We start from the raw sequence: 22,071 nt of genomic DNA on the forward strand, positions 1-22,071 counted from the left end.
CACCGCGATGCGCTGCGGCGGCCCGTCGCGGGCGGACGGGCCGAGGGGTGAAGCCGGCGAGCGGCGCCGGTGCCGGCTCCGGCCGGCGAGTCCCACCCCCGCAGGTCGGGCGGCCGGCGGCGGCGGGCGCGGCCCGTTCTTGCGACAGCCCGCCCGCCCTCCGGTGCGACAGGCGGCGACGCCGGGGCGCCGGCCGCCCCGCACCGCCCCGAGGGTGTCGGCGAGCCGTTCCGATCGCCTGTGACGAGCGTCACACCTCAGGTCCGGTCGGCCGGGCGGCGCTGCCCGGAAGGTCCCGGACAGCGCCGCCGGTGCGTCACGCGGTGGCCGTCAGTGCACCTCGGCGCACCCTCAGCGCGCCGTCTGCGGGACGCGCTGGCCCGGGACGGCCGGCCTGGCGGCCGTGCGGCCGGCGGCCGGGGCGGCGCCCAGGGCGGTGCCCCGGGTCTCCTCGGCCCACAGAACGCACACCAGCAGGCCGACCACGGTGGTGCCGGCCGCGATGAGCATGGTCGGACCGGTGCCCAGTCCGGACAGCGACAGCGGCAGCAGGTAGGTGCCGACGGCCGCGCCGATCCGGCTCACCGAGGTCGCCACACCCACCGCCGTCGCCCGGATCTCGGTGGGGAACAGCTCGTTGGGGTAGGTCCAGTCGAGGACGTTGGGCCCGCCGCACAGGAAGGCGTACGCGCACAGCGCCGTCAGGGCGACGGCCGCCGGGGCGGTGGGCCACACGCCCAGCAGGGCCAGCGGGACGGCCATCAGGGCGAACGACCAGATGATGACGGGGCGCCGGCCGCGGGTGTCGATCAGGCGCAGGGCCGGGTAGCAGCCGAGCAGGAAGACGAGGCTGATCAGCCCGGTGCCCAGGGTCTCCATCACGGTGCCGCCGGGCATGCCGAAGGAGGAGAGGATCTGCGGGCCGAAGGTGAGCATCGCGAACAGCGGGCCGACCTGGCAGAGGAAGAACAGGCCGCAGAACAGGGTGCGGCGCCGGTAGGGCGGGGTCATCAGCAGGCGCAGCCCGCCGGGGCGGCCGCGCTCGGCCGGGTCGGGCATCAGCTCGCGGCCGTCCACCCGTACGCCGAGGTGCTTCTCGACCACGCGCACCGCGTCGCCGACCCGCCCGTGGGCGGCCAGCCAGCGCGGGGACTCCGGCGTGCCGCGGCGGATCACCAGGAACACCACGCACAGCACCGTGGAACTCGCGAGCATCCACCGCCAACTGCCGGGCCCGGCCAGCTCCAGGAACGCGTAGCCCACCACGTAGGCGAGCACGGAGCCGGCGTACCAGGCGATGATCTGCTGACCGAGCAGCCGCCCGCGCTGTTTGGCGGGCAGCCACTCGGCGAGCAGGGAGGTGGCGATGGGGTAGTCGGCGGCCACGGCCATGCCGAGCACGAAGCGCAGCACGGCGATCGCCCACACCGTGTCGACCCAGAAGGAGAGCACCGAGCAGGCGACCATCACGAGCAGGTCGGCGGTGTACATCACCTCCCGGCCGATCCGGTCGGTCAGCACGCCGAAGAGCGCGCCGCCGACGAACATGCCCACCAGCGCGGCGGCGCCGATCAGGCTGACCTCCGCGGTGGACAGGCCGAGCTCGGGTCGCATCCCGATCAGGGCGACGCCGACGATGCTCAGGATGTAGCCGTCGAGCAGCGGCCCACCGGAGCAGGCGAGGGCCAGTCTCCGGTGGAAGGCGGTATACGGGGCGTTGTCGATGGTCTGGGACATGTGCTGGGGGTCCTCCGGAGCGTACGGCGGCGGATGGCCCGCTCACCGTGCGCCGGGTAGACGGCAGGGAAGGACGCCGTCCGGCGGACGGCGCCATCGCCCGCTCACACCGGGCGACCGTCCACGGTTGCCCGGGTGCGAGGGGGGCGCCACCGGGCCGAAGGTCGGCCGAAGTCGCGACCAAGGTCCCGAAGCGGACAGGACCTCGGACCGTGTCGCGACCCCGCCCGCCCAGTCCTGCCGGGCCCTGTCGCCGTCCGGGCGCCCGCCCGCCCGCCGGGCGTGACCCTTCTCACCCGGAGGCCCCCGAGGACCCCGATCGTGTGACCGGGGTCATGTCGCACCGGTCGATGTCCGGGGGAATTCACCGATCGGGCCGCTCGGGTGCTGCGAATTGATCGGCCGGCGGGGGAGGGCGGGTCGGCCCGGCGGCGGGCGGCCGTGACGAGCTCCGGCGCCGTGCCGGAAAAGGCCGGAGGCCCGGACCGCGAGCTGCGGTCCGGGCCTCCGGACAGGATCTGGGCCGGGCGTCGTTACGAGCCGGCCGTGGCCGCTTCCAGGGTGGTCGCCATGATCGGGCTGGTGAACGTGTTCGTCGCGTCGCCCGAGGAGGGGTGGTAGGAGCCCCACTTGAGGTAGTTGCGGTCGCCGTCCCAGGTGGTGCCCGTGAAGGTGCCCGAGCCGGTGGTGAAGGTCTGCTTCACGCCGTCGAACCAGAAGTCGATGGTGCCGTCGGTGCGGCCCAGGCGGATCTTCAGCGCGTACGAGTGCCACTGGCCGTTGGTGGTCGGCGCCGTCCACAGCGAGTGCGCGACGTGGTCGGTGTCCCACTCCTGGAGGCGGATGCGTCCGGTCGTCGCGTCGATCTCGATCGGGTGGTTCGCCGTGTCGGTGCTCGGCGAGCACTTGAGCTGGAAGACGTAGCGGCTGTTGGAGTCCTGGATGTCCACCTTGGACGACCAGCCGAGGTAGAAGGTGTCGCCCTCCTTCAGGTTGGGGCTGAGCGTCTCGCAGCGCTCCTCGCCCGCGGCCTGGAACGCCCGCCACACACTGCCCTTGGCGGGGTCCTTGACGACGTCGAAGTTCCCCGACGCGCACTGGACGGAGGCGAAGGAGGACGGGCCCTTGCTGGTGCTCGGGGTCCAGAGGACCTTGCCCGCCGCGGCGGCCCCGGTCGGGCCGGCGACGACGGCGGAGCTGCTCGCGGTGGCCGAGCCGCAGGAGATCGCGAGCGTGGCGAGGGCCACGGCGCCGACGGCGACCTTGCGGTGGTGCGACAGAAGGGACATGCCTCTCCCGGGGGGATGAGTGGCCGGAACGGACGCGCCCGGGCCGGCCGGCCCGGGCGCACGGAGCGATTCGACCACCTGACGGCCCGTCGGGCCAGGCGGAAGCACGGGCGGAAGTACCTTTCGGTCACTTCCGCCGGTCGGCTCCAGCCGTAGCCGTAGCCGTAGCTGTAGCTGTAGCCGTAGCCGTGGCCGAGGGCACCGCCACGGCCACGGCCACCGCCCCGCTTACGGGGTGCGCCGCTGCGCCCCGCCCGACTCGCCGTCCTCGCCGGACCCCTCGTCGTAGGAGGAGGTGCCCTCGTCCAGCAGCGGCTCCTGCGTCTTGAGGTGTGCGGGGGCCAGCGCCCGCAGCGTGTGGTAGCCGGTGATGACGACCAGGGTGCCCAGCGCGATGCCGCTGAGGCTGAAGGTGTCGGTGAACTTCAGGGTGACGTTGCCGATGCCGATGATGATGCCCGCGGCGGCCGGCACCAGGTTCAGCGGGTTGCGCAGGTCCACCTTGGACTTGATCCAGATCTGCGCGCCGAGCAGGCCGATCATGCCGTACAGGATGACGGTGATGCCGCCGAGCACCCCGCCGGGGATCGCGGCGACGACGGCGCCGAACTTCGGGCAGACGCCGAACAGCAGCGCGAAGCCGGCCGCGGCCCAGTAGGCGGCGGTGGAGTAGACCCGGGTGGCGGCCATGACGCCGATGTTCTCGGAGTAGGTGGTGTTCGGCGGGCCGCCGAGCGCGGTGGAGAGCATGGAGCCGACGCCGTCGGCGGAGATCGCGACGCCGAGCTTGTCGTCCAGGGTCTGGCCGGTCATCTCGCCCACGGCCTTGACGTGCCCGGCGTTCTCCGCGACGAGCGCGATCACCACGGGCAGGGCGACCAGGATCGCGGACCACTGGAAGGAGGGGCCGTGGAAGGCGGGCAGGCCGATCCAGTCCGCCTTGCCGACGCCCGACAGGTCCAGGCGCCAGTGGTCGGTGAGGTGGCCGCCCGCGTCCACCGAGTGGATCTTGCCGAAGACCTGGTCGAACAGCCAGGAGATCCCGTACCCGAAGAGCAGCCCGAGGAAGATCGCCACGCGCGACCAGAAGCCGCGCAGGCACACCACGGCCAGACCGGTGAACAGCATCACCAGCAGCGCCGTCCACTGGTCCTGCGGCCAGTAGGTCGACGCGGTGACGGGGGCGAGGTTGAAGCCGATCAGCATGACGACCGCGCCGGTCACGATCGGCGGCATCGCCGCGTGGATGATCCGCGCCCCGAACCGCTGGACCGCGAGGCCCACCAGGAACAGTGCCGCGCCCACCACGAACACCGCACCGGTCACGGTCGCGCTGGTGCCGCCCTGCGCCCGGATCACCGCGGCCACGCCCACGAAGGACAGCGAGCAGCCGAGGTAGCTGGGCACCCGGCCGCGGGTGGCCAGCAGGAAGATGATCGTCGAGACGCCGGACATCATGATCGCGAGGTTGGGGTTGAGCCCCATCAGCACGGGCGCCACGAAGCTCGCGCCGAACATGGCCACCACGTGCTGGGCGCCGAGCCCTGCCGTGCGGGGCCAGGAGAGCCGTTCGTCGGGGCGGACGACCGCCCCCGGCGCGGGCGTACGCCCGTCACCGTGCAGCTTCCAGCGCACGCCGAGATCCATGGTGGGGGTTCGCTTTCTCTGTACTTCCGGTGAACTGTCCGCACCATTCTCCCGGTCACCGGGCCTCCCGCGCGCACCCGGCCCGGCCTTGACCTGCGCACTCGCGCGGAGCGGGGCGGGGCCCGCGTGTGCGGGAGCCGGCCCGGGCGTCGTCGGCGATGTCCTCGGTACCGCCCGCGGTACCGCCCTCGGCGGCGGCCTTCAGGCCGCTCGGCCAGGCCTCCGGCCCCGGCGGCCGGCCCGACGGTGGCGCAGCCGGCTCACAGCAGCTCGGCCCGGGCGGCCTGGATGCCCGCCTGGAACCGGGTCCGGGCCCCGAACCGGTCCATCAGCTCCCGCACCCAGCGCTGCACCGTCCGGGTGGACACCCCCAGCTGGCGGGCGATCGACTCGTCGGTGAGCCCCGCCGCGAGCAGCGGGAGCAGCCGGCGGTGCCGGTCCTCCGGGTTCTCCTCCGGCAGGGCGGGCAGCCGCATCGCCTGCGCCCAGTACAGCTCGAACAGCCCGGCCAGCGCGTCCAGCAGGGTGGAGGGCCGGATCAGCAGCACGCTCTGCAGCTCGGTGCCCGCGCTGACCGGCAGCAGCGCCCAGCGGTCGTCCAACAGCGCCAGCTTCAGCGGCAGTTCGGTGTGCACCCGGGCCTGCTCCCCGGCCGTGGTGAAGGAGTGGATCTCCGCCAGGCGCTCCGGATCGCGCAGCACCTGGCTGTGGTACACCACCCTGGTCGTCACCCCCCTTGCCAGCAGGGCCAGTTCGGTCTGCGGATCGCTGCGCCGGATGTACGGGGGCCGGTCCAGGACCCGCAACTGCCGGCGCACCCCCTGTTGCAGGGTGCGCCACAGCTCGGCGACCGACCTGCGCCCGCAGATCACCTCGGCCGGCCCGTCGGAGCCGCTGCCGTCCCGGCCCTGCCGGTAGGCGCGCATCAGCTCGCCCATCCGCCCCCGGGCGCGCCGCAGTTCGACCTCGCGCCGCAGCAGCAGCTCCTCCACCGCCACGTCCGGCGGCACCGCCGCCCAGGCCCCGGCCGCGCAGGCCTCCACGAGCCCCTGAGCGGCCAGCGAGACCAGCGCCGCGAGCACGATCGAGGCCTGGAGGTTCATCTGGGCGGCCAACCACTGCGGGTCGGCGGCCTGGACGCCGAGCAGCCGCAGGTAGAGCTGTTCCTCGACCGTGCCGAGGCCGAGTCCGGCGAGCATGCCCGTCCCCGACACTGCGCCCTCCTCGCCCTCCACCGCCAGTGGACGAGCCGACTGTGCGCCACTCGGTGCCCGAAATCAAGGGATTGATCGGTCGACATGTTCCCGCCATGTCGGGTTCCTGCCCACGCGGCTCCCTTCCCGGCCCGCCCGCGACGCCCGCAAGCTGGGCGGCACCCCCTCAACCCCCAGTGAAGGAGCCCCCCATGGCCCTTTCCCGCACCGGCCGGCTCGTGCTCGCCGCCCTGCTGGCCCTCCCGGCCGCCGCGGCCGTGACCCCCGCGACCGCCGCCCCCGCCACCCACACCGCCGCGCACGGCTACGGCGCCGCGCATCGCTTCGGCCACGGCGCCCGCTACGACGGCGGAGTCTGGGGCGGCTACGTCGCCCAGGGCAGCGGCTTCCAGAGCGTCTCCGGCTCCTGGACCATGCCCGCCGTGCAGTGCAACTCCGCCAACGACCTGTTCGCCCCGTGGGTCGGCATCGACGGCTACGGCTCGCAGACCGTCGAGCAGACCGGTGTCCAGGCCGACTGCTCCAGCGGCTCCCCGGTCTACTCGGCCTGGTACGAGATGTACCCGGCCCCGCCGCAGTACTTCAGCGACCCGGTGGACGCCGGTGACAGCTTCACCGCCTCGGTGGTCAACGACGGCGGCTCCGGCTACACCCTGCAGATCACCGACACCACCAAGGGCTGGAGCGAGAGCACCCGCCAGCAGCTCGACGGCCAGAACGTCAGCGCCGAGGCCGTGATCGAGTCCCCGAGCCAGAGCTACCCCTCCTTCAGCCGCCTGGACTTCTCCGGCGTCACGGTCAACGGCCAGGTCTTCGACGGCTACTCCCCGCAGGCCATCAACAGTGGCCCCTACACCGAGACCCCGCTCAGCAACGGCTCCTTCGCGATAGTCCCCGCCTGACCCGGCCGCCTGACCCGGCCGCCTGAACCGTCGGTCTGACCCGTTCCACTCGACCCGCCTCCGAGCCCGCCCCGGCCCCCGCCTTCCCGCGGGGCCCGGGGCGGGTTCGCGTCCCGTCGGGACTCATGTCCCAATGAGACATTTCCGGGTGTACGGTGGCTCCCGTGACCACCGAGAAGGCCGAGCACAGCACCGAGGGGCGGCGTGACCGCAAGGCGCGCCGCACCCGCGAGTCACTGGCCGCCGCCGCCCTCCAGCTGGTGCTGGACCGCGGCCTGGCCGCCGTCTCCGTCGAGGACGTCACCGACCGGGCCGACGTCTCCCGCCGCACCTTCAGCCGATACTTCGCCTCCCGCGAGGACGCCGTGTTGGACTGCCTGCGCGCCGACTTCGGCCGGATCAACGCGACGCTGGCGGCCCGCCCCGCCGCCGAGGCCCCGGTGGCCGCCTACCGCGCGGCGCTGCGGGTCTGGCTGGGCGACGAGCGGGACCCGGCCTGGCACCGGCGCCCCGGCGTGCGGGAGCTGTTCGGCCTGATCGCCGCCGAGCCCTCGCTGACCGCCGCCTACCGGCGGATCTGCGTCGACGAGGAGGAGGCCTCCATCCGGATCGCCGCCGCCCGCCTCGGCCTGGACGCGGAGTACGACCTGCGCCCGGCCGTCGCCGTCGGCCTCGGCGTGGCGGCCCTCCAGGCCGCCTCCCGCGCCTGGGTCCGCCACCCCGTCGGCGCCGACGAACCGGATCTGCCCGACCTCGTGGAACGGGCCTTCGACCTGCTCGCCGCCGAACCGCCCCCCGACGGCCCGGCCTGAACCACCGCGCCCCCCCGGCGCACCCGCACGAAAGGACGTACGCCATGACCGGCACCGACCACCCCCAGGAGTTCACCGGCAAGGCCGCACTGGTCACCGGTGGTGCCTCCGGCATCGGCCTCGCCGTGGCCCGCCGCCTGGCGGCCGGCGGCGCGGCCGTCGCCGTCGCCGACTTCGACCTGGAGGGCGCCCGCAAGGCCGCCGCCGAACTGGAGGCCGCCGGCGCCCGGGCCCTGGCGATCGGGACGGACGTCACCGACCCGGAGTCGGTGCGGGCCGCCGTCCAGGCCACCGTGGACGGTCTCGGCGCCCTGCACCTGGCCGTCAACAACGCCGGCATCAGCGGCGCGAAGGCCCCCACCGGCGCGTACGAGCCCGAGCAGTGGCGCCGGGTCCTGGCCACCAACCTCGACGGCGTCTTCTACTCGCTGCGCTACGAGATCCCCGCCATCCTGGCGGCCGGCGGCGGCGCCGTCGTCAACATGGCCTCGATCCTGGGCACCAACGGCTTCGCCGGTTCGCCCGCCTACGCCGCCGCCAAGCACGGTGTGGTGGGCCTGACCAAGACCGCCGCCCTGGAGTACGCCGCGCAGGGCGTGCGGATCAACGCCGTCGGCCCGGGCTTCATCGACACCCCGCTGCTGAGCGCGGCCGACGAGGAGGCCCGTCAGGCACTGGTCGCCCTGCACCCGGCCGGCCGGCTCGGTCGCGCCGAGGAGGTCGCCGAACTGACCGCCTTCCTGCTCTCCGACCGGGCCTCCTTCATCCACGGCAGCTACCACCTGGTCGACGGCGCCTACGCGGCCCGCTGACCGGCCCGCCACCGGCCCGTCCGGGAGCCGGGGCAGCGCAACCGGGGGGACAGGCAAGTCCGGGGGGACCGAGAGAGGGAGTCCGAAACCCATGAAGGCAGTCCAGTACCGCAGCGTCGGCGCCGCCCCCGAGGTGGTCACCGTCCCCGATCCGGAGCCCGGCCCCGGCCAGGTCCTGCTCAAGGTCACCGCGGCGGGGGTGTGCCACTCCGACATCGCCGTGATGAGCATGCCCGCCGAGCGCCTCTCCTTCCCCCTGCCGCTCACCCTCGGGCACGAGGGCGTCGGCACCGTGGCCGCGCTCGGCGCGGGCGTGACCGGCCTGGCCGAGGGCGAACCGGTCGCCGTCTACGGGCCGTGGGGCTGCGGCAACTGCGCCAAGTGCGCGGAGGGCAAGGAGAACTACTGCCTGCGCGCCGCCGAACTGGGCATCCGCCCGCCCGGCCTGGGCGCCCCCGGGGCGATGGCCGAGTACATGGTGGTGGACAGCCCCCGGCACCTGGTGCCGCTCGGCGGCCTCGACCCGGTCCGGGCCGTGCCGCTCACGGACGCCGGCCTGACCCCGTACCACGCCATCAAGCGCTCGCTCGGCAAGCTGACGCCCGGCAGCACCGCCGTGGTGATCGGCACCGGCGGCCTGGGCCACGTCGCGATCCAGCTGCTGCGCGCGATGACCGCGGCCCGGGTGATCGCCCTGGACGTGACGGAGGAGAAGCTCGCGCTGGCCCGCGGCGTCGGCGCGCACGAGACGGTCCGCTCCGACGCCTCCGCGCCCGCCCGGGTGCGTGAACTCACCGGCGGCATCGGCGCCCAGGTGGTGCTGGACTTCGTCGGCGCCCCGCCCACGGCGGCCGCGGCCGGAGCGATGGCGGCGGTGGAGGGCGACGTGACGATCGTCGGCCTCGGCGGCGGCACCCTGGCCGTCGGCTTCGGCGCCCTGCCGTACGAGGTCTCGGTGTCCTCCCCGTACTGGGGCACCCGCGGTGAGCTGATCGAGGTCCTCGACCTCGCCCGGGCCGGCGCGGTGGACGTGCACGTCGAGACCTACGGGATCGACGAGGCGCCGCTCGCCTACGAGCGCCTGCACAGCGGCCGGATCAACGGGCGCGCCGTCATCCTCCCCAACGGCTGACGGCTGACGGCTGGGGCCCCGGTCCCGCCGCCCCGGCGAGGGGCGGCGGGACCGGGGCCGTCAGTACGGTGCAGCGGTCAGGACCGTCAGAACTGGACGTCGGTGCAGGAGTAGAAGGCGTTGCCGGTGTCGGCGACGTCCCAGACCGCCACCACCACCTGGTGCCCGGTACGACCGCTGGGGAGGGTCGCGGTGTGGGTGGTGGTGGCGGCGGGCTGGCGGCCGTTGTAGGGGACGGTCAGGAAGGGGGTGAGATCCAGGCTGGCCCGGGTGATCGGCTGGCCGGCGTCGTAACCGGGCTTGGTGAGGTAGTACCTGAAGTTCGTGGTGGAGTGCCGGGCCTCGATGTACCAGGTGAAGGTGAGCTGCTGGCCCGCCGTCACCCGGGTGGTCGGCCAGGTGCCGTTGCGCGGGTCGTCCAGCGGGGCCCAACGGGCGTCCCCGCCGGCGCAGATGGTGCCGTCGGCCGGGCCCCGGCCGGGGAAGCCCTTCGGGCCCTCGACGCTCTGCGGTTCCCACTGGATGTCGCCGCAGTCCCACGGCACCCCGCCCGCTCCGCAGAGCGCGGACCGGCTGGGCGGCAGGTTGATGTAGCCGTGCGACTGGGCGGGCAGGGCCAGCACGAGCGGGAGCGCGATCGCGGCCGAGGCCGCGCCGGCGAGATGACGTTTGCGCATGGTGCTCCTCCGTGGGGGTGGATGGAGTGTGCGCCCGACGTAGGGCGCGCGCGTGGGGGCGCGGCCGAAGATCGTGGCATGCCTGCGTCAGGTCGGTGCTGACACCGTAGAAGCCCCCGTCCGGGCCGTCAATGGTCTGAACCATTGCCGGGTCATTGCCGGGTCATTGCCGAGTCGTCGCCGGGCCCCGTGCCCCCGTGCCCCGCGGGTCAGGGAACCAGGACGATCTTGCCGCTGACGGTCCCGGACTCCGCCAGCCGCAGGGCCTCGGCCGCCCGGGCGAGCGGGAGCCGGGCGGCGATCCGGGCGGTGACGTCACCGCGGGCGACGGCGGCGAACACCTGGGCGAGGTCGGACCGGAGGCGGGCGCGGAAGCGGTCCCGGCCGAGGGCGCGGCCGGCCCAGATGTTGTAGAAGTGGGCGCGGCGGCCGTTGGGCAGGGTGTTCCAGAGCCAGGTGCGGGCAAGGATCTTCAGCACGGGCCACTGCTTGGAGCCGGTGTCGTCGCGGGTGGAGGCGCTCCCGTAGGCGACGAGCGTGCCGCCGGGGGCGAGCAGGCGCCAGGAGTCGATCACGCTGCGCCCGCCGACGTGGTCGAACACGGCGTCCACCCCGCCGGGCGCCAGCTCCCGGACCCGGGCCGCCACGTCCTCCGTGCGGTAGTCGACCGGGGTCGCGCCGAGCTCCCGCAGGGCGTCGTGGTGTCGCGCGGACGCCGTGCCGATCACCTGCACGCCGGCCGCGCGCGCCAGCTGGACCAGGACGGAGCCCACCCCGCCGGAGGCGCCGTGCACCAGGATCCGCTGCCCGGCGCGCACCCGTGCCCGGCGGTGCAGCAGCTGCCAGGCCGTGATGCCGTTGACCACCACGGTCTCCGCCTCGGCTGCGGTGAGGCCGTCCGGGACGGGCACGGCGTCGGCGGCGTCGACGGTCACGTGGCTGGCCCATCCGCCGACCTTCATCAGCGCGGCCACCCGCTGCCCGGCCAGCCCCGGGTCGACGCCCTCGCCGATGGCCAGCACCCGGCCGACCAGGTCGTAGCCGGGGACGAACGGGAACGGCGGCTGGTCGTAGTACCGGCCGCGGCGCATCTGCTGCTCGGCGAACGAGACGCCGCTCGCCTCCATGGCGATCAGGACCTGCCCCCGGCCGGCCCGCGGTACGGCTCCGTGCCGGATCTCCAGGCCCTCCGGCGCCACGATGCCCGGCAGTACGACCTGGACGAGGCGTTCGGTGTCCATGACGCCCTCCTTCTCGGTAGATGTTGTTGCCTTCGTTAGAAGTTATAACGAACGGCGTCGGTGAGAGTCAAGAGGGGGAGTGATAGCCTCTAACGAGATGGTGATGTCGTCGTCGTGAGGTCTGGAGGCGGCCATGGGCGCGTCGGATGTGAGGACTCCCCGGGAGCGCTACCGCGCCCAGGTGCAGGAGGAGATCAAGGAGCGGGCCTGGGAGCAGATCGCCACCGCCGGGGCCTCCGCGCTGTCCCTCAACGCCATCGCCAAGCGGATGGGCATGAGCGGCCCGGCCCTCTACCGGTACTTCGCCAGTCGCGACGAGCTGATCACCGAACTCGTCCGGGACGCCTACCGGAGCCTCGCCGACGCCTTCCAGGCCCGCGCCGCCGCGGGTGCCGACGTGGCCGGGCTGGCGCAGGCCCTGCGCGGGTGGGCCCTGGACGACCCCCAGCGGTACCTGCTCGTCTACGGCACCCCCGTGCCCGGCTACCGGGCGCCCGAGGACACCACCCGGATCTCCGTCGAGATCATGGCCGTCCTGCTCGATGCCTGCGCCGCCGAACAGCCGCCCGTCGAGAAGTCACCCGCGGAGCAGTCACCGGCCGTGCCGCCGTCCCCGCTCGACGCCCACCTCGCCGAACACCGGGCCTGGGCCGGGGGGCACCCGGCCCCGCCGGCGGTCCTCCGCCTGGCCCTCGCCGTCTGGACCCGGCTGCACGGCGTGCTCTCCCTCGAACTCGCCGGCCACTTCACCGGCATGGGATTCGACCCCGCCGAGCTCTACGCCGCCGAACTCCGCTCGCTCACCGGCCGCTGACGGCGCGGCGCGGGCCCGTGTTCGCGGACGGACAGGGCCCCGGGCGGCCGTGTGGCGCCCGGGGCCCGTCGGAGGTCAGGCGTCGGAGTAGCTGAGGTCACCCACCGTCCAACTGCTCACGTCCTCGATGGCGATCCGGTACATGCCGCCGGTATGGGGCAGTCCGAAGTCGCCCTGGAGGATCCGCGCCCGGTGCAGGTGCAGGTGCGTCGGCCGTGCGGGCGCGCCGGCGGAGGGCGGGGAGAAGAGGGCGGCGAACGGCTTCAAGTGCTGTGAGGTGTGCAGGACTTCCGACACCCGCTCGAACCAGAGGTCCATCGGTGCGAGCCGGCCGGTGATGACCGCTCCGGGGACGACCACGGTCAAGGACATCTGGTTGCTGTGCTCGGACTCCACCATGGCGGCGATGTCAACGAGGAGCTCATCAGAGTTCGACATGCACCCAGACTATTGCGCCGCCGCCGGCTTCGGTGGCCTCGTGCACGGTTCGGCGCAGGCCGGGCGCGTGACCGTGCGCGCGGCCTGTCCTACGGCCTACGCACGGTCCGGCGTCCTGGGGAAGGTCTCGTGGATCGTTCCGGGGCCCGGGCCCTGGTGTCCCGGGGGGAGCCCCGGGTCAGAGCTTCCACATCTCGGCGTACGGAGGGGTGAGTCGCTCCTGGCGGGAGCCGAAGTCGACGAGGACCGCGATGTCGCTGCCGTCCTCGACGTCGACGACCCGGCCGAGGCCGTGCTTGTCGTGGGTGACCCGGTCGCCCGCGGCGAACCGCTTGCGGGGCACCTCGGCCGGGGCTTTGAAGGGACTGGTGGGCAGGTGGCGCCGGACTGCCGGTGATTTCGTCATCCCGATCAGTATGCTCCGAAAAACCGGGGAGCGGACCCTTCCGGAGGGCCGGAACCCCGCCGGGTGACAGGGCACGACCAGCCGGCCCTGGCTCGGCGGACCCGCCCGGCCCGAAAAAATTCTTCGCCCGACCGGGCCCCGCCGCCGGTGTCCCAACTGCCGTGGCGGCACCACCCGTTGCCGAGCCCGTCGGCGGGCGAGCCGCTCCCGTGGGGGAGGGGCCGGAAGGACCGGCCGCGGAATGTCCACCGCGACGAGCCCGGGCCTGCTACAGTCGATTTAGTTGCAGTAGTGGTTCCCATGAACTTTGTGTGCGCCTGCTGATGTATTGCAGGCGCATTTTTTGTTTTCCGGCTCTTTCCCCGGCGGGTGCTCATCGCGGCGACTCGACGGTCCGCACGGTGCGGACTTCGTACAGTCTCTCGAAGGAGATTTTTTTATGGCTACTGGTACCGTGAAGTGGTTCAACGCGGAAAAGGGCTTCGGCTTCATCGAGCAGGAGGACGGCGGCGCTGACGTCTTCGCCCACTACTCGAACATCAACGCCCAGGGCTTCCGTGAGCTGCTCGAGGGCCAGAAGGTCGAGTTCGACGTCACGCAGGGCCAGAAGGGCCCGCAGGCCGAGAACATTCGCCCGCTGTAGTTCTCTGCCACGGCACTCGCCTGGTAGCGAGGGGCCCGCACCGTGCACTACGCCCGGTGCGGGCCCCTCGGCCGTTCCACCCCCGAATCGCCTCCGGCCGTCCTGGCCGCCAGGCCGCCCCGGCCGTACCGGGCCCTGTGGATCCGCCTTCGGCCGTCGTCCGCCGTCCCGCGCGGGCCGTGTCGTGCCGACCGCGCACCGGCGCCCGCCCACCGGCGGCTGCACCGTCCATGCCTCGCCCGGCCGCATCGTTCGCGCCCCGCCCGGCACATCTCCGGCCCGTTTCTTGTGATCTCCGCGCGCCCGTGCAGCGGAGCCTTCCTCGCGACGTGCCGTCTTGAGGAAGGTTCCGTATGAACCGCTCGAATCGCCCGTCGCACCGCAGCCCGCACCGCCGGACCGGAGCCCCGAACCGGGCCCAGGGCCGCTCCTCCCAGCAGGAATTCGAACTCCCGGTCAGCACCACCCCCGCCCTGCCCGCCGTCGAGTCGTTCGACGAACTGGACATGCCCGCGGCCCTGTTGAAGACGCTGACCCGCCAGGGCGTCACCTCGCCGTTCCCCATCCAGGCCACCACGCTGCCGAACTCGCTGGCCGGCCGTGACGTGCTCGGCCGGGGCCGGACGGGCTCCGGCAAGACCATCGCCTTCGGCCTCGCGGTGCTGGCCCGCACCGCCGCCCGTGCCGCCGGCCGCAGGGCCGAGCCGGGCAGCCCGCTGGCCCTGGTGCTGGTCCCCACCCGCGAACTCGCGCAGCAGGTCACCGAGGCGCTCACCCCCTACGCGCACTCGGTGCGGCTGCGGATGGCGACCGTGGTGGGCGGGATGTCGATCGGCCGCCAGTCCCAGGTGCTGCACCGGGGCGCCGAGGTCGTCGTCGCCACCCCCGGCCGGCTGAAGGACCTGATCCAGCGCGGCCACTGCCGACTGGACGACGTCGGCATCGCGGTCCTGGACGAGGCCGACCAGATGGCCGACCTCGGCTTCCTGCCGCAGGTCACCGAGCTGCTCGACCAGGTCTCCGCGGACTGCCAGACGCTGCTCTTCTCCGCGACCCTGGACCGCAACGTCGACCGGCTGGTGCGCCGCTTCCTCAAGGACCCGGTCACCCACTCGGTGGATCCGTCGGCCGGAGCGGTCACCACCATGGAGCACCACGTGCTGCATGTGCAGAACCACGACAAGAACACCCTGATCGTCCGCATCGCGGCCCGGGACGGCGGGGTGATCATGTTCACCGACACCCGGGACCGTGCCGACGCGCTGGTCGATGACCTGCTCGCCAACGGGGTGAAGGCCGCGGCCCTGCACGGCGGCAAGTCCCAGCCCCAGCGCACCCGGACCCTGGAGCAGTTCCGCACCGGCCAGGTCACCGCGCTGATCGCCACCAACGTCGCCGCGCGGGGGATCCACGTCGACGGCCTCGACCTGGTCGTCAACCTGGACCCGCCGGTCGACCACAAGGACTACCTCCACCGGGGCGGCCGCACCGCCCGGGCCGGCGAGTCCGGTACCGTCGTCACCCTCGTCCTGCCCAGCCAGCGCCGCCAGATGGCCCGGCTGGCGGCCACCGCCGGGATCGCCCCCACGGCCACCCGCGTCCACTCCGACGACGACGAACTCGCCCGCCTCACCGGCGCCCGCGTTCCGACCGGCATCCCCGTGACGATCCCCGACCCGGTCGTCGAGCGTCCCCGCCGCTCCGCCCGGGGCGCCGTCGGTGGCGGGCGCCGCCGCCCTGCCGGCGCTGCCGCCGCCCGTCATCCGCGTTCCGTGAGGTCCGCCGCGCGGTCCTGACCCGGTTCGTGCCGGTCCCGGTACGACGGCCCCGTGCTCCTCGCCCCGACGGGCGGCGGAGCACGGGGCCGCTCGCGTTCAGGCCCGGGGCGGGCCGCCTTCCTCGGCGAGGAGGAAGTCGAGGGCCGGCCGGGTTTGGTCCCTGAGCAGGTGGCCGACCTCGGGGAGGAAGGTGACCGACACCCGGGGGGCGGCCCGCTGGAGCCGGCGGCGGGTGCCGTGCGAGTCGATGAGCCGGTCGCGGCCACCGATGGTGACCTGCACCGGCATCTCCAGGCCCGCCAGGTCGTCGTCGGTGACGACCGGCAGCTTCTCCCGGCGCGGCCGGAAGTGCTGGTGGATGAGCAGCACGTACTCGCCGAAGGCGCGTTCCTCGGCCGTGGGCGGGACGGTGGTGGGGGCGGGGCCCAGGGCCAGCCCCAGCATCGTGCGCCGCCCCCAGTCCCCGAACGGCAGCACGAACAACGCGGCGACCAGGACCCCCCGCTTCTGGCGGCCGATCCCGCAGGGGCAGCGCAGCGCCAGCCGGTCCACCCGCTGCGGGCGGCGGATGGCGTAGTCGAGGGCCAGCAGCCCGCCCAGCGACGTCCCCACGAAGGCGGCGTGTTCGACGCGCAGCGCGTCCAGCACGTCGTCCAGCCACAGCGCGTGCGCGTCGGAGTGCAGGTCGGGGCGCACGGGGGCGCTCAGGCCGGGCTCGCCGATCACGTCGACGGCGTAGACGCGGAAGTGGCGGGCCCACAGGGCCATGTCGTCCGCCCACATCGCCGCGTTCGCCCCGGACCCGTGCAGCAGGACCAGGGGCGCCGCGTCCTCGGGGCCGCAGGCCAGGACGAAGGTCGAACCCTGGCGGGTGGGGACGTGCAGCCGTTCGGCGGGCACGGGCCAGCGGTCCAGGAGGGCGGTGTACTCCTGGGCGAGGACGCGGGCGCCCTCGTCGGAGGTGTAGATGGTCATGCCGTACTCCAGCTCGCTCGATAGGTTGGTATCTATCCTTAAGCTACCGTGAGGAGTGAAGTAAAGGTGATTTTAGGGAGTGATGGGGAGTGGATCACCTTGGGTGGAAACGACTCCGGCCCGGCCGCCGTGGGGGCGACCGGGCCGGGAGGCGGGAAGGCTCAGGAGCGTTTGGGCGGCAGCACGGCCAGGGCGAGGAGGAGCACCAGGACGCCGCCGCAGGCGTTCCAGAAGCCGTTCTCCAGATCGCCGATCCCGAGCGAGAGCGGCTTCACCTCCCGTCCCTTCTGGTACACCCAGAGCACGCCGGTGACCACCGCGACCACGGCGGCCAGGAGCAGGCCCGGGCGCGAGCGCACCAGCAGCGCCAGCACCGCGATCGCCGCGGCGACGGCCAGGAGCAGGAACATCGACATGCCGGTCGACGTGGTGCGGGTGGGTGACATGCCCCGGAACAGGTCGGCGACCGGTACGGACCTCGGATCGCTCTTGGCGTACCAGGGCTGGAACGAACTGAGCACCAGCCCTGCCGCGCCGGCCAGGGCCAACAAGCTTGCTACGACGGTTCGCATGGGACGGGACCCCCACTTTCCTCTTGGTCGTGTTCCTCATGGCCGGCCGATCGTCATCACGATCGGCGCCCCCGCCTGGAGCATGCCATGGACGACCGGCCGGTCGGTGCCCAACAGTCGGATCAACGCCACAAGTTGGGCGACGGCTGGGTGCGGCGCGCGGAGCCCGCGGAATGCCGGAGCGCCGGGGCGCGGGGCGGCGGTCGGGAGGCGGTCGGGAGGCCGTCGGGAGGCCGTCGGGAGGTCAGAAGATCGAGCAGCCGGAGAGGGTGGTCAGGGCGTCCAGGGCGGTGACCGCGGCCACCGAGTTGCCGGCCTGGTCCAGCCGGGGGCCCCAGGCGCAGACCGCGGCCCGCCCGGGCAGTATGGCGAGGACGCCGCCGCCCACGCCGCTCTTGCCCGGCAGCCCGACCCGGAAGGCGAACTCGCCCGCCGCGTCGTAGGTGCCGCAGGTGAGCAGGACGGCGTTGACGCGCTTGGCCTCGCTGCGCGACATCAGCCGGGTGCCGTCGGTGCGCACCCCGTAGCGGGCCAGGAAGGAGCCGGCCAGGACCAGGTCCCGGCAGCTGGCGGACACCGCGCAGTGCGCGTAGTAGTGGTCGAGGACGGTCTCGACCGGGTTCTCCAGGTTGCCGTGGCTGGCGATGAAGTGGGCCAGGGCGGCGTTGCGGTGGCCGTGCTCGGCCTCGGACGCGGCCACGACCGGATCGGTGTCGAGCAGCGGGTTGCCGGACTCCCGGCGGAGGAACTCGCGGACCGTCCCGGCGGCGTCGCCCGTCATGGTCTGCAGGCGGTCGGTCACCACGAGCGCGCCGGCGTTGATGAACGGGTTGCGCGGGATGCCGTGCTCGCTCTCCAACTGCACCAGCGAGTTGAAGGGATTGCCGGACGGCTCCCGCCCCACCCCGCGCCAGACCGTGTCCCCGCCGTACGCCAGGGCCAGTGCCAGGGTGAACAGCTTCGAGACGCTCTGGACGGAGAACGGCTGCTCCCAGTCCCCGACCCCGTACAGCTCGCCGTCGACGGTGGCCACCGCCATGCCGAAGGCGTCCGGGTCGACCGTGGCGAGGGCCGGGATGTAGTCGGCGACATGCCCTTGGTCGCCGGTCGCCCGCGCGGCCGCCGCCGCGGCATCCAGCAGCAGCCGGTAGTCGAGGTTCTCTCCGGCGGGCATACCGTTCAACGCTGTTCCTCCATGGGCACGATCAGGACCACGACCTGGTCCGATACAGGATTATCCGTGCTCCGGCATGCGCGGATGAGCACCGAGGGCGAGGTCGGCGCCCGCGGGAGGGGCGGCCGGGGAGGCCTCGGGCGTCCGTCGATCCCCGGACCCGCCCAAAACACAACTCGGTCATTCTCTTAACTGGGTTCAGTTATGCTGCTCCGTGCGTACGTGCTCCGTGCGTACGTGCTGCGGGCGCACGGCCGGGCGGAACCGGTGGCAGGGAAGTGACGGGGAAAGGGGTGCGGCGATGGCGGGAGACCTCCGGCGCGCGGACGGCGAGCGGAAGGCGGCCGGCCTCGACGGGGAGCTGGAAGGCGAACGGGCCCATGTCGAGGCCTGCCGGGCGGCACTGGCCCGGCAGGTCGAGGACGCGGACCACCAGGTCGTCGCCGCGGAGGACGTCTCCGGCGACGGTGCCGGCGCGGAGGCCCTCGGCCGCTACCTGCGGACCCGGGCCCGGCGGATGCGGGAACTGCCGCAGAGCCCGGCATTCTTCGGCCGGCTCGACTTCGACGACGCCCCGGAGACCGGCGACCACCGGCGCCAGCGCTACCACGTGGGCCGCCGCCGGATCTCGGCCGACCCGGCCGCGCCGCCGCTGGTGATCGACTGGCGGGCCCCCGTCTCCCGGGCGTTCTACCAGGCGAGCGCCGACCGGCCGCTCGGCCTCGCGAGGCGACGGCGCTTCGGCTGGGCGCCGTCGAGCCCCGGCGCGCCCGAGGACCTCACCGGCCTGGAGGACGAGTACCTGAGCCGCGCCGAGGCGCGGGGTGGGCGGCGAGGCGCCGGCGGCATCCTCACCGCCGAGATCGAACGCCCACGGACCGGGCCGATGCGTGACATCGTCGCCACCATCCAGCCCGAGCAGGACACGCTGGTGCGCGGCGGGCTGACCGAGTCGGTGTGCGTCCAGGGCGCGCCGGGCAGCGGCAAGACCGCCGTCGGCCTGCACCGCGCCGCCTACCTGCTCTACACCTTCCCCCAGCGGATCCAGCGCGGTGGCCTGCTGGTCGTCGGCCCGAACCCGACCTTCCTGCGCTACATCGCCGAAGTCCTGCCCGCGCTCGGCGAGATCGACATCGCCCAGTGCACCGTCGAGGACCTGGTGGCCACGCACCCCGTCCAGGCGGACGACGACGAGCGGGCCGCCGTGGTCAAGCAGGACGCCCGGATGGCGGCCGTGCTGCGCCGGGCGCTGTACGGGCGGGTCGGCGCGACCGGCTCCGAGGCGTTGGTCGTCCCGGACGGCTCCTACCGCTGGCGCGTCCCGGCGGACGAACTGGACCGGATGGTCGCCGAACTGCGCGAGCAGGACGCGCCGTACGCGATCGGCCGGGAAAACCTCCGCACCCGGGTGGTGGCCGCACTCCAGGACCGGGCCGAGCGGCGGTCCGGGATCAAGGGTGGAGCCTGGCGGACGAGGATCGGCCGCTGCCGGCCGGTGGCGGCCTTCCTCGACGCGGCGTGGCCCGCGCTGCGCCCGGAGGCGGTGCTGGCGGCCCTGCTCGGTGACCCCGCCGTCCTGGCCGAGGCCGCGGACGGCCTGCTCGCCCCGGCCGAGCAGGCGGCGATCCGCTGGCACCGGCCGCCGCGCTCGCCGAAGAGCGCACGCTGGTCCGGGCACGACCTGCTGCTGCTCGACGAGGTGGCCGGGCTGATCGAGCGGCCGGCCGGCTTCGGCCACGTGGTGGTCGACGAGGCGCAGGACCTCTCGCCGATGCAGTGCCGGGCGATCGCCCGCCGCAGTGCCTTCGGTTCGCTCACCGTCCTCGGCGACCTCGCGCAGGCGACCGCGCCGTGGTCGGCGCGCAGCTGGCCCGAGCAACTGGCCCACCTGGGCAAGCCGCAGGCGGCCGTGGTCCCGCTGACCACCGGTTTCCGGGTGCCGGCGGCCGTGCTGGCCCTGGCCAACCAACTGCTCGCCGCGCTGGACGTGGGAGTCCCGCCGGCCCGCTCGCTGCGCCAGGACGGCGAACTGACGGTACGTCAAGTCGGTGACCCGGGGCGGTCGGTGGTGGAGGCGGTGCGCGGCGCGCTGGAGCGGGAGGGGTCGATCGCGGTCATCGCCGCGGACGCGGAGGCCCCGGGGGCCGCCTCGGCACTGCGGGAGGCCGGGGTGGCGGCCGCGTCGGCGGCGGAGGTCGGCACCTCGGCGCGGGTCACGGTGCTACCGGCCTCGCTGGTCAAGGGACTTGAGTACGACCATGTGATCGTGCTGGAGCCCGCCGCCATCGTCGAGGCCGAACCGCGCGGCCTGCACCGCCTCTATGTGGTCGTGACCCGGGCGGTGTCCCGGCTGGACGTACTGCACGCCCGTCCGCTGCCGGCCGCCTGGTCCTGACGCCAGCCGGGCGGCCGGCCGCGGACGGGAGGGGTGGGCCGTCAGGGAGCGGAGGTGGGGGCCTGGACGGGCGGGCCGGTGAGCAGGGTGCCGGTGTCGGAGTAGGGCCAGCCGTTCGGGACGCAGCCGTGCAGGCCCTTGATCTGCTGCATCATCACCGGTGCCGGCGCGCCCGCGCCCGGGCAGTCGACGTGGCCGTTGCCGAGGATGTGGCCGACCTCGTGGTTGACGGCGAGCGCGTGGTAGAGCTCGGGCTTGCCGACGTAGAACTCCGACAGCTCCGTCCAGCGCTTGAGGTTGATGACGACCTGGTGGCCCACGCCGCAGTTCACCGTGCCGCCGGTGTCCAGGCCGTACTGGCCGCAGATCCGGTCGGTGGTCTCCGGGGTGGCCAGGTAGACGGTGAAGTCCACCGGGTCGGCGGGCATGCGCTGGAAGGAGGCGGTGCCACCGGCGGCCCAGCCGTACTGGACGTTCCCGAGGACCGCGTCGACCTCGGTGGCGAACTGCCCGGGGCTCTCGGCGATCCCGTTCTCCGCCCGCACCTTGTAGCGGTACAGGTGCTCGCCGGTGCCGAAGCGGGGTGAGTCGCCGGCGGCCGTGGTGAACTGCATCGGCTTCTGCCCCTCGCCCGGGGCCCACGGGTGCCACCACAGCAGGCCGGCGGTCACGGCGCCGGCCACCACCAGGGCGAGCGCGCCGTGCCAGAGCCGCAGGCGCCGGAATCCGGTGAACCTCTTCATCGGCTGCCCCCGGCTGCGAGGCGCGCCCTCGCTCCGGTGGTCGGGTCGGGTCCGGTGGACCCGCCGGGTATGGAGGTGTGGGGCGTCGGGGTGGGCATGGCGGTGAAGGGCTCCTGGGCGGGTCCGGTCGGGATCAGACGAGTCTAGGCGGAGTTCGGACGGGTTCAGGCAGGTTCGGACGGGGTTCGGTCGCGGAAAGGAAGGGCGTTATGGGGAGGAACGGGCGAAAGCGGACCACCGGTTCAGCCGGTCGGTGACGACCCGTCGGTCGCGCGGACCGATCGGTTCCCGGAACCACTCGAAGGTGCCACCCGTGCGGCGTGTCCCTCGGCGTCGGCGGCGCTTTCCGCTGTCGTGGTGCACGTTGATCACCGGCCGCGTCCGAGCGGGCCCGGCCGGGCTTCCCCACCCCACCCCACCCCACCTCACCGGAGGCACCACCATGTCCATCACCACCGTCCTCACCGTCGACGGCATGAGCTGCGGCCACTGCGAGAGGACGGTCAGCGCCGGGCTGGCCGCCCTCCCCGGCGTCACCGGGGTCAGCGCCGACGCGCCGACCGGCCGCGTCACCGTGGCGTCCGCGCAACCGCTCGACGACGCCGTGCTCCGTGGCGCGGTCGCCGGGGCCGGGTTCACCTTCGTCGGCCGGGGCTGACCCGCCCCCGGC

At 73.7% G+C, this 22,071-nt stretch carries 21 protein-coding genes; 9 read left to right on the forward strand and 12 right to left on the reverse strand.

Annotated features, from left to right (window positions below; all coding sequences use genetic code 11):
- Positions 1-351: 351 nt before the first annotated feature.
- The 4 genes from ACIOGZ_RS13280 to ACIOGZ_RS13295 form a co-directional block, all read right to left on the reverse strand.
- A complete protein-coding gene (locus tag ACIOGZ_RS13280; protein WP_363585835.1) occupies positions 352-1,737 on the reverse strand; it encodes an MFS transporter in 1,386 nt (461 codons plus the stop codon).
- A gap of 533 nt (positions 1,738-2,270) precedes the next feature.
- Positions 2,271-3,026 (reverse strand): heparin lyase I family protein, encoded by a 756-nt coding sequence (locus ACIOGZ_RS13285; protein WP_363585834.1) that lies wholly within the window; start codon positions 3,024-3,026, stop codon positions 2,271-2,273.
- A gap of 228 nt (positions 3,027-3,254) precedes the next feature.
- Positions 3,255-4,673, reverse strand: coding sequence for a solute carrier family 23 protein (locus tag ACIOGZ_RS13290; RefSeq protein ID WP_363585833.1), 1,419 nt, complete (start codon positions 4,671-4,673; stop codon positions 3,255-3,257).
- 260 nt (positions 4,674-4,933) lie between these two features.
- Positions 4,934-5,887, reverse strand: a complete 954-nt coding sequence (locus tag ACIOGZ_RS13295) for a helix-turn-helix domain-containing protein (protein ID WP_400985947.1) — start codon at positions 5,885-5,887, stop codon at positions 4,934-4,936.
- Positions 5,888-6,078: 191 nt separating this feature from the next.
- On the opposite strand from ACIOGZ_RS13295, the gene ACIOGZ_RS13300 reads away from it, so the two are divergent.
- From ACIOGZ_RS13300 to ACIOGZ_RS13315, 4 genes are all read left to right on the forward strand, one after another.
- Positions 6,079-6,789 (forward strand): G1 family glutamic endopeptidase, encoded by a 711-nt coding sequence (locus ACIOGZ_RS13300; protein ID WP_400985949.1) that lies wholly within the window; start codon positions 6,079-6,081, stop codon positions 6,787-6,789.
- 164 nt (positions 6,790-6,953) lie between these two features.
- Entirely contained in the window at positions 6,954-7,601 is a 648-nt protein-coding gene (locus tag ACIOGZ_RS13305; protein ID WP_363585830.1) for a TetR family transcriptional regulator, read from the forward strand.
- 44 nt (positions 7,602-7,645) lie between these two features.
- Positions 7,646-8,413 carry an SDR family NAD(P)-dependent oxidoreductase gene (locus ACIOGZ_RS13310; RefSeq protein ID WP_363629396.1) on the forward strand — a complete coding sequence of 256 codons (768 nt, stop codon included), beginning with the start codon at positions 7,646-7,648 and terminating at the stop codon, positions 8,411-8,413.
- A gap of 91 nt (positions 8,414-8,504) precedes the next feature.
- Positions 8,505-9,545 carry an NAD(P)-dependent alcohol dehydrogenase gene (locus tag ACIOGZ_RS13315; RefSeq protein WP_363585828.1) on the forward strand — a complete coding sequence of 347 codons (1,041 nt, stop codon included), beginning with the start codon at positions 8,505-8,507 and terminating at the stop codon, positions 9,543-9,545.
- Between the two features lie 86 nt (positions 9,546-9,631).
- Here ACIOGZ_RS13315 and ACIOGZ_RS13320 read toward each other — a convergent pair whose 3' ends face one another.
- Together ACIOGZ_RS13320 and ACIOGZ_RS13325 are read right to left on the reverse strand one after the other, a co-directional pair.
- Positions 9,632-10,222 (reverse strand): lytic polysaccharide monooxygenase, encoded by a 591-nt coding sequence (locus ACIOGZ_RS13320; RefSeq protein WP_400985951.1) that lies wholly within the window; start codon positions 10,220-10,222, stop codon positions 9,632-9,634.
- A gap of 209 nt (positions 10,223-10,431) precedes the next feature.
- Positions 10,432-11,463, reverse strand: a complete 1,032-nt coding sequence (locus ACIOGZ_RS13325) for a medium chain dehydrogenase/reductase family protein (protein ID WP_400985953.1) — start codon at positions 11,461-11,463, stop codon at positions 10,432-10,434.
- A gap of 133 nt (positions 11,464-11,596) precedes the next feature.
- On the opposite strand from ACIOGZ_RS13325, the gene ACIOGZ_RS13330 reads away from it, so the two are divergent.
- Complete coding sequence (locus ACIOGZ_RS13330; protein ID WP_400985955.1) at positions 11,597-12,277, forward strand: TetR/AcrR family transcriptional regulator; 681 nt, start codon at positions 11,597-11,599, stop codon at positions 12,275-12,277.
- Between the two features lie 75 nt (positions 12,278-12,352).
- Here the strand turns inward: ACIOGZ_RS13330 and ACIOGZ_RS13335 are convergent, their stop codons facing one another.
- Positions 12,353-12,715, reverse strand: coding sequence for a hypothetical protein (locus ACIOGZ_RS13335; protein WP_363624569.1), 363 nt, complete (start codon positions 12,713-12,715; stop codon positions 12,353-12,355).
- Between the two features lie 178 nt (positions 12,716-12,893).
- A complete protein-coding gene (locus ACIOGZ_RS13340) occupies positions 12,894-13,121 on the reverse strand; it encodes a hypothetical protein (RefSeq protein WP_063350359.1) in 228 nt (75 codons plus the stop codon).
- 439 nt (positions 13,122-13,560) lie between these two features.
- Here ACIOGZ_RS13340 and ACIOGZ_RS13345 point away from each other — a divergent pair, with 439 nt between their 5' ends.
- Together ACIOGZ_RS13345 and ACIOGZ_RS13350 are read left to right on the forward strand one after the other, a co-directional pair.
- Positions 13,561-13,764 carry a cold-shock protein gene (locus ACIOGZ_RS13345; protein ID WP_063350360.1) on the forward strand — a complete coding sequence of 68 codons (204 nt, stop codon included), beginning with the start codon at positions 13,561-13,563 and terminating at the stop codon, positions 13,762-13,764.
- Between the two features lie 353 nt (positions 13,765-14,117).
- Positions 14,118-15,560 carry a DEAD/DEAH box helicase gene (locus ACIOGZ_RS13350; protein WP_363585823.1) on the forward strand — a complete coding sequence of 481 codons (1,443 nt, stop codon included), beginning with the start codon at positions 14,118-14,120 and terminating at the stop codon, positions 15,558-15,560.
- A 78-nt stretch (positions 15,561-15,638) separates the two neighbouring features.
- On the opposite strand, the gene ACIOGZ_RS13355 is transcribed toward ACIOGZ_RS13350, so the two are convergent.
- The 3 genes from ACIOGZ_RS13355 to ACIOGZ_RS13365 form a co-directional block, all read right to left on the reverse strand.
- Positions 15,639-16,517 carry an alpha/beta fold hydrolase gene (locus ACIOGZ_RS13355; RefSeq protein WP_400985957.1) on the reverse strand — a complete coding sequence of 293 codons (879 nt, stop codon included), beginning with the start codon at positions 16,515-16,517 and terminating at the stop codon, positions 15,639-15,641.
- Between the two features lie 161 nt (positions 16,518-16,678).
- Complete coding sequence (locus tag ACIOGZ_RS13360; RefSeq protein ID WP_363585821.1) at positions 16,679-17,089, reverse strand: hypothetical protein; 411 nt, start codon at positions 17,087-17,089, stop codon at positions 16,679-16,681.
- Positions 17,090-17,333: 244 nt separating this feature from the next.
- Positions 17,334-18,263, reverse strand: a complete 930-nt coding sequence (locus tag ACIOGZ_RS13365; RefSeq protein ID WP_400986011.1) for a glutaminase — start codon at positions 18,261-18,263, stop codon at positions 17,334-17,336.
- Between the two features lie 301 nt (positions 18,264-18,564).
- Between ACIOGZ_RS13365 and ACIOGZ_RS13370 the strand changes: the two genes are divergently transcribed.
- The gene (locus tag ACIOGZ_RS13370; RefSeq protein WP_400985959.1) at positions 18,565-20,658 is read left to right on the forward strand and encodes a HelD family protein; all 2,094 of its coding nucleotides are present in this window, start codon (positions 18,565-18,567) and stop codon (positions 20,656-20,658) included.
- A gap of 41 nt (positions 20,659-20,699) precedes the next feature.
- On the opposite strand, the gene ACIOGZ_RS13375 is transcribed toward ACIOGZ_RS13370, so the two are convergent.
- Positions 20,700-21,401 (reverse strand): DUF3152 domain-containing protein, encoded by a 702-nt coding sequence (locus tag ACIOGZ_RS13375; protein ID WP_363585819.1) that lies wholly within the window; start codon positions 21,399-21,401, stop codon positions 20,700-20,702.
- A gap of 442 nt (positions 21,402-21,843) precedes the next feature.
- Here ACIOGZ_RS13375 and ACIOGZ_RS13380 point away from each other — a divergent pair, with 442 nt between their 5' ends.
- On the forward strand, positions 21,844-22,059 hold the full coding sequence (locus ACIOGZ_RS13380; RefSeq protein WP_363585818.1) for a heavy-metal-associated domain-containing protein: 216 nt from the start codon (positions 21,844-21,846) through the stop codon (positions 22,057-22,059).
- Positions 22,060-22,071: the final 12 nt, after the last annotated feature.

It is taken from the genome of Kitasatospora sp. NPDC088160 (assembly GCF_044741445.1).
GTDB lineage: Bacteria > Actinomycetota > Actinomycetes > Streptomycetales > Streptomycetaceae > Kitasatospora.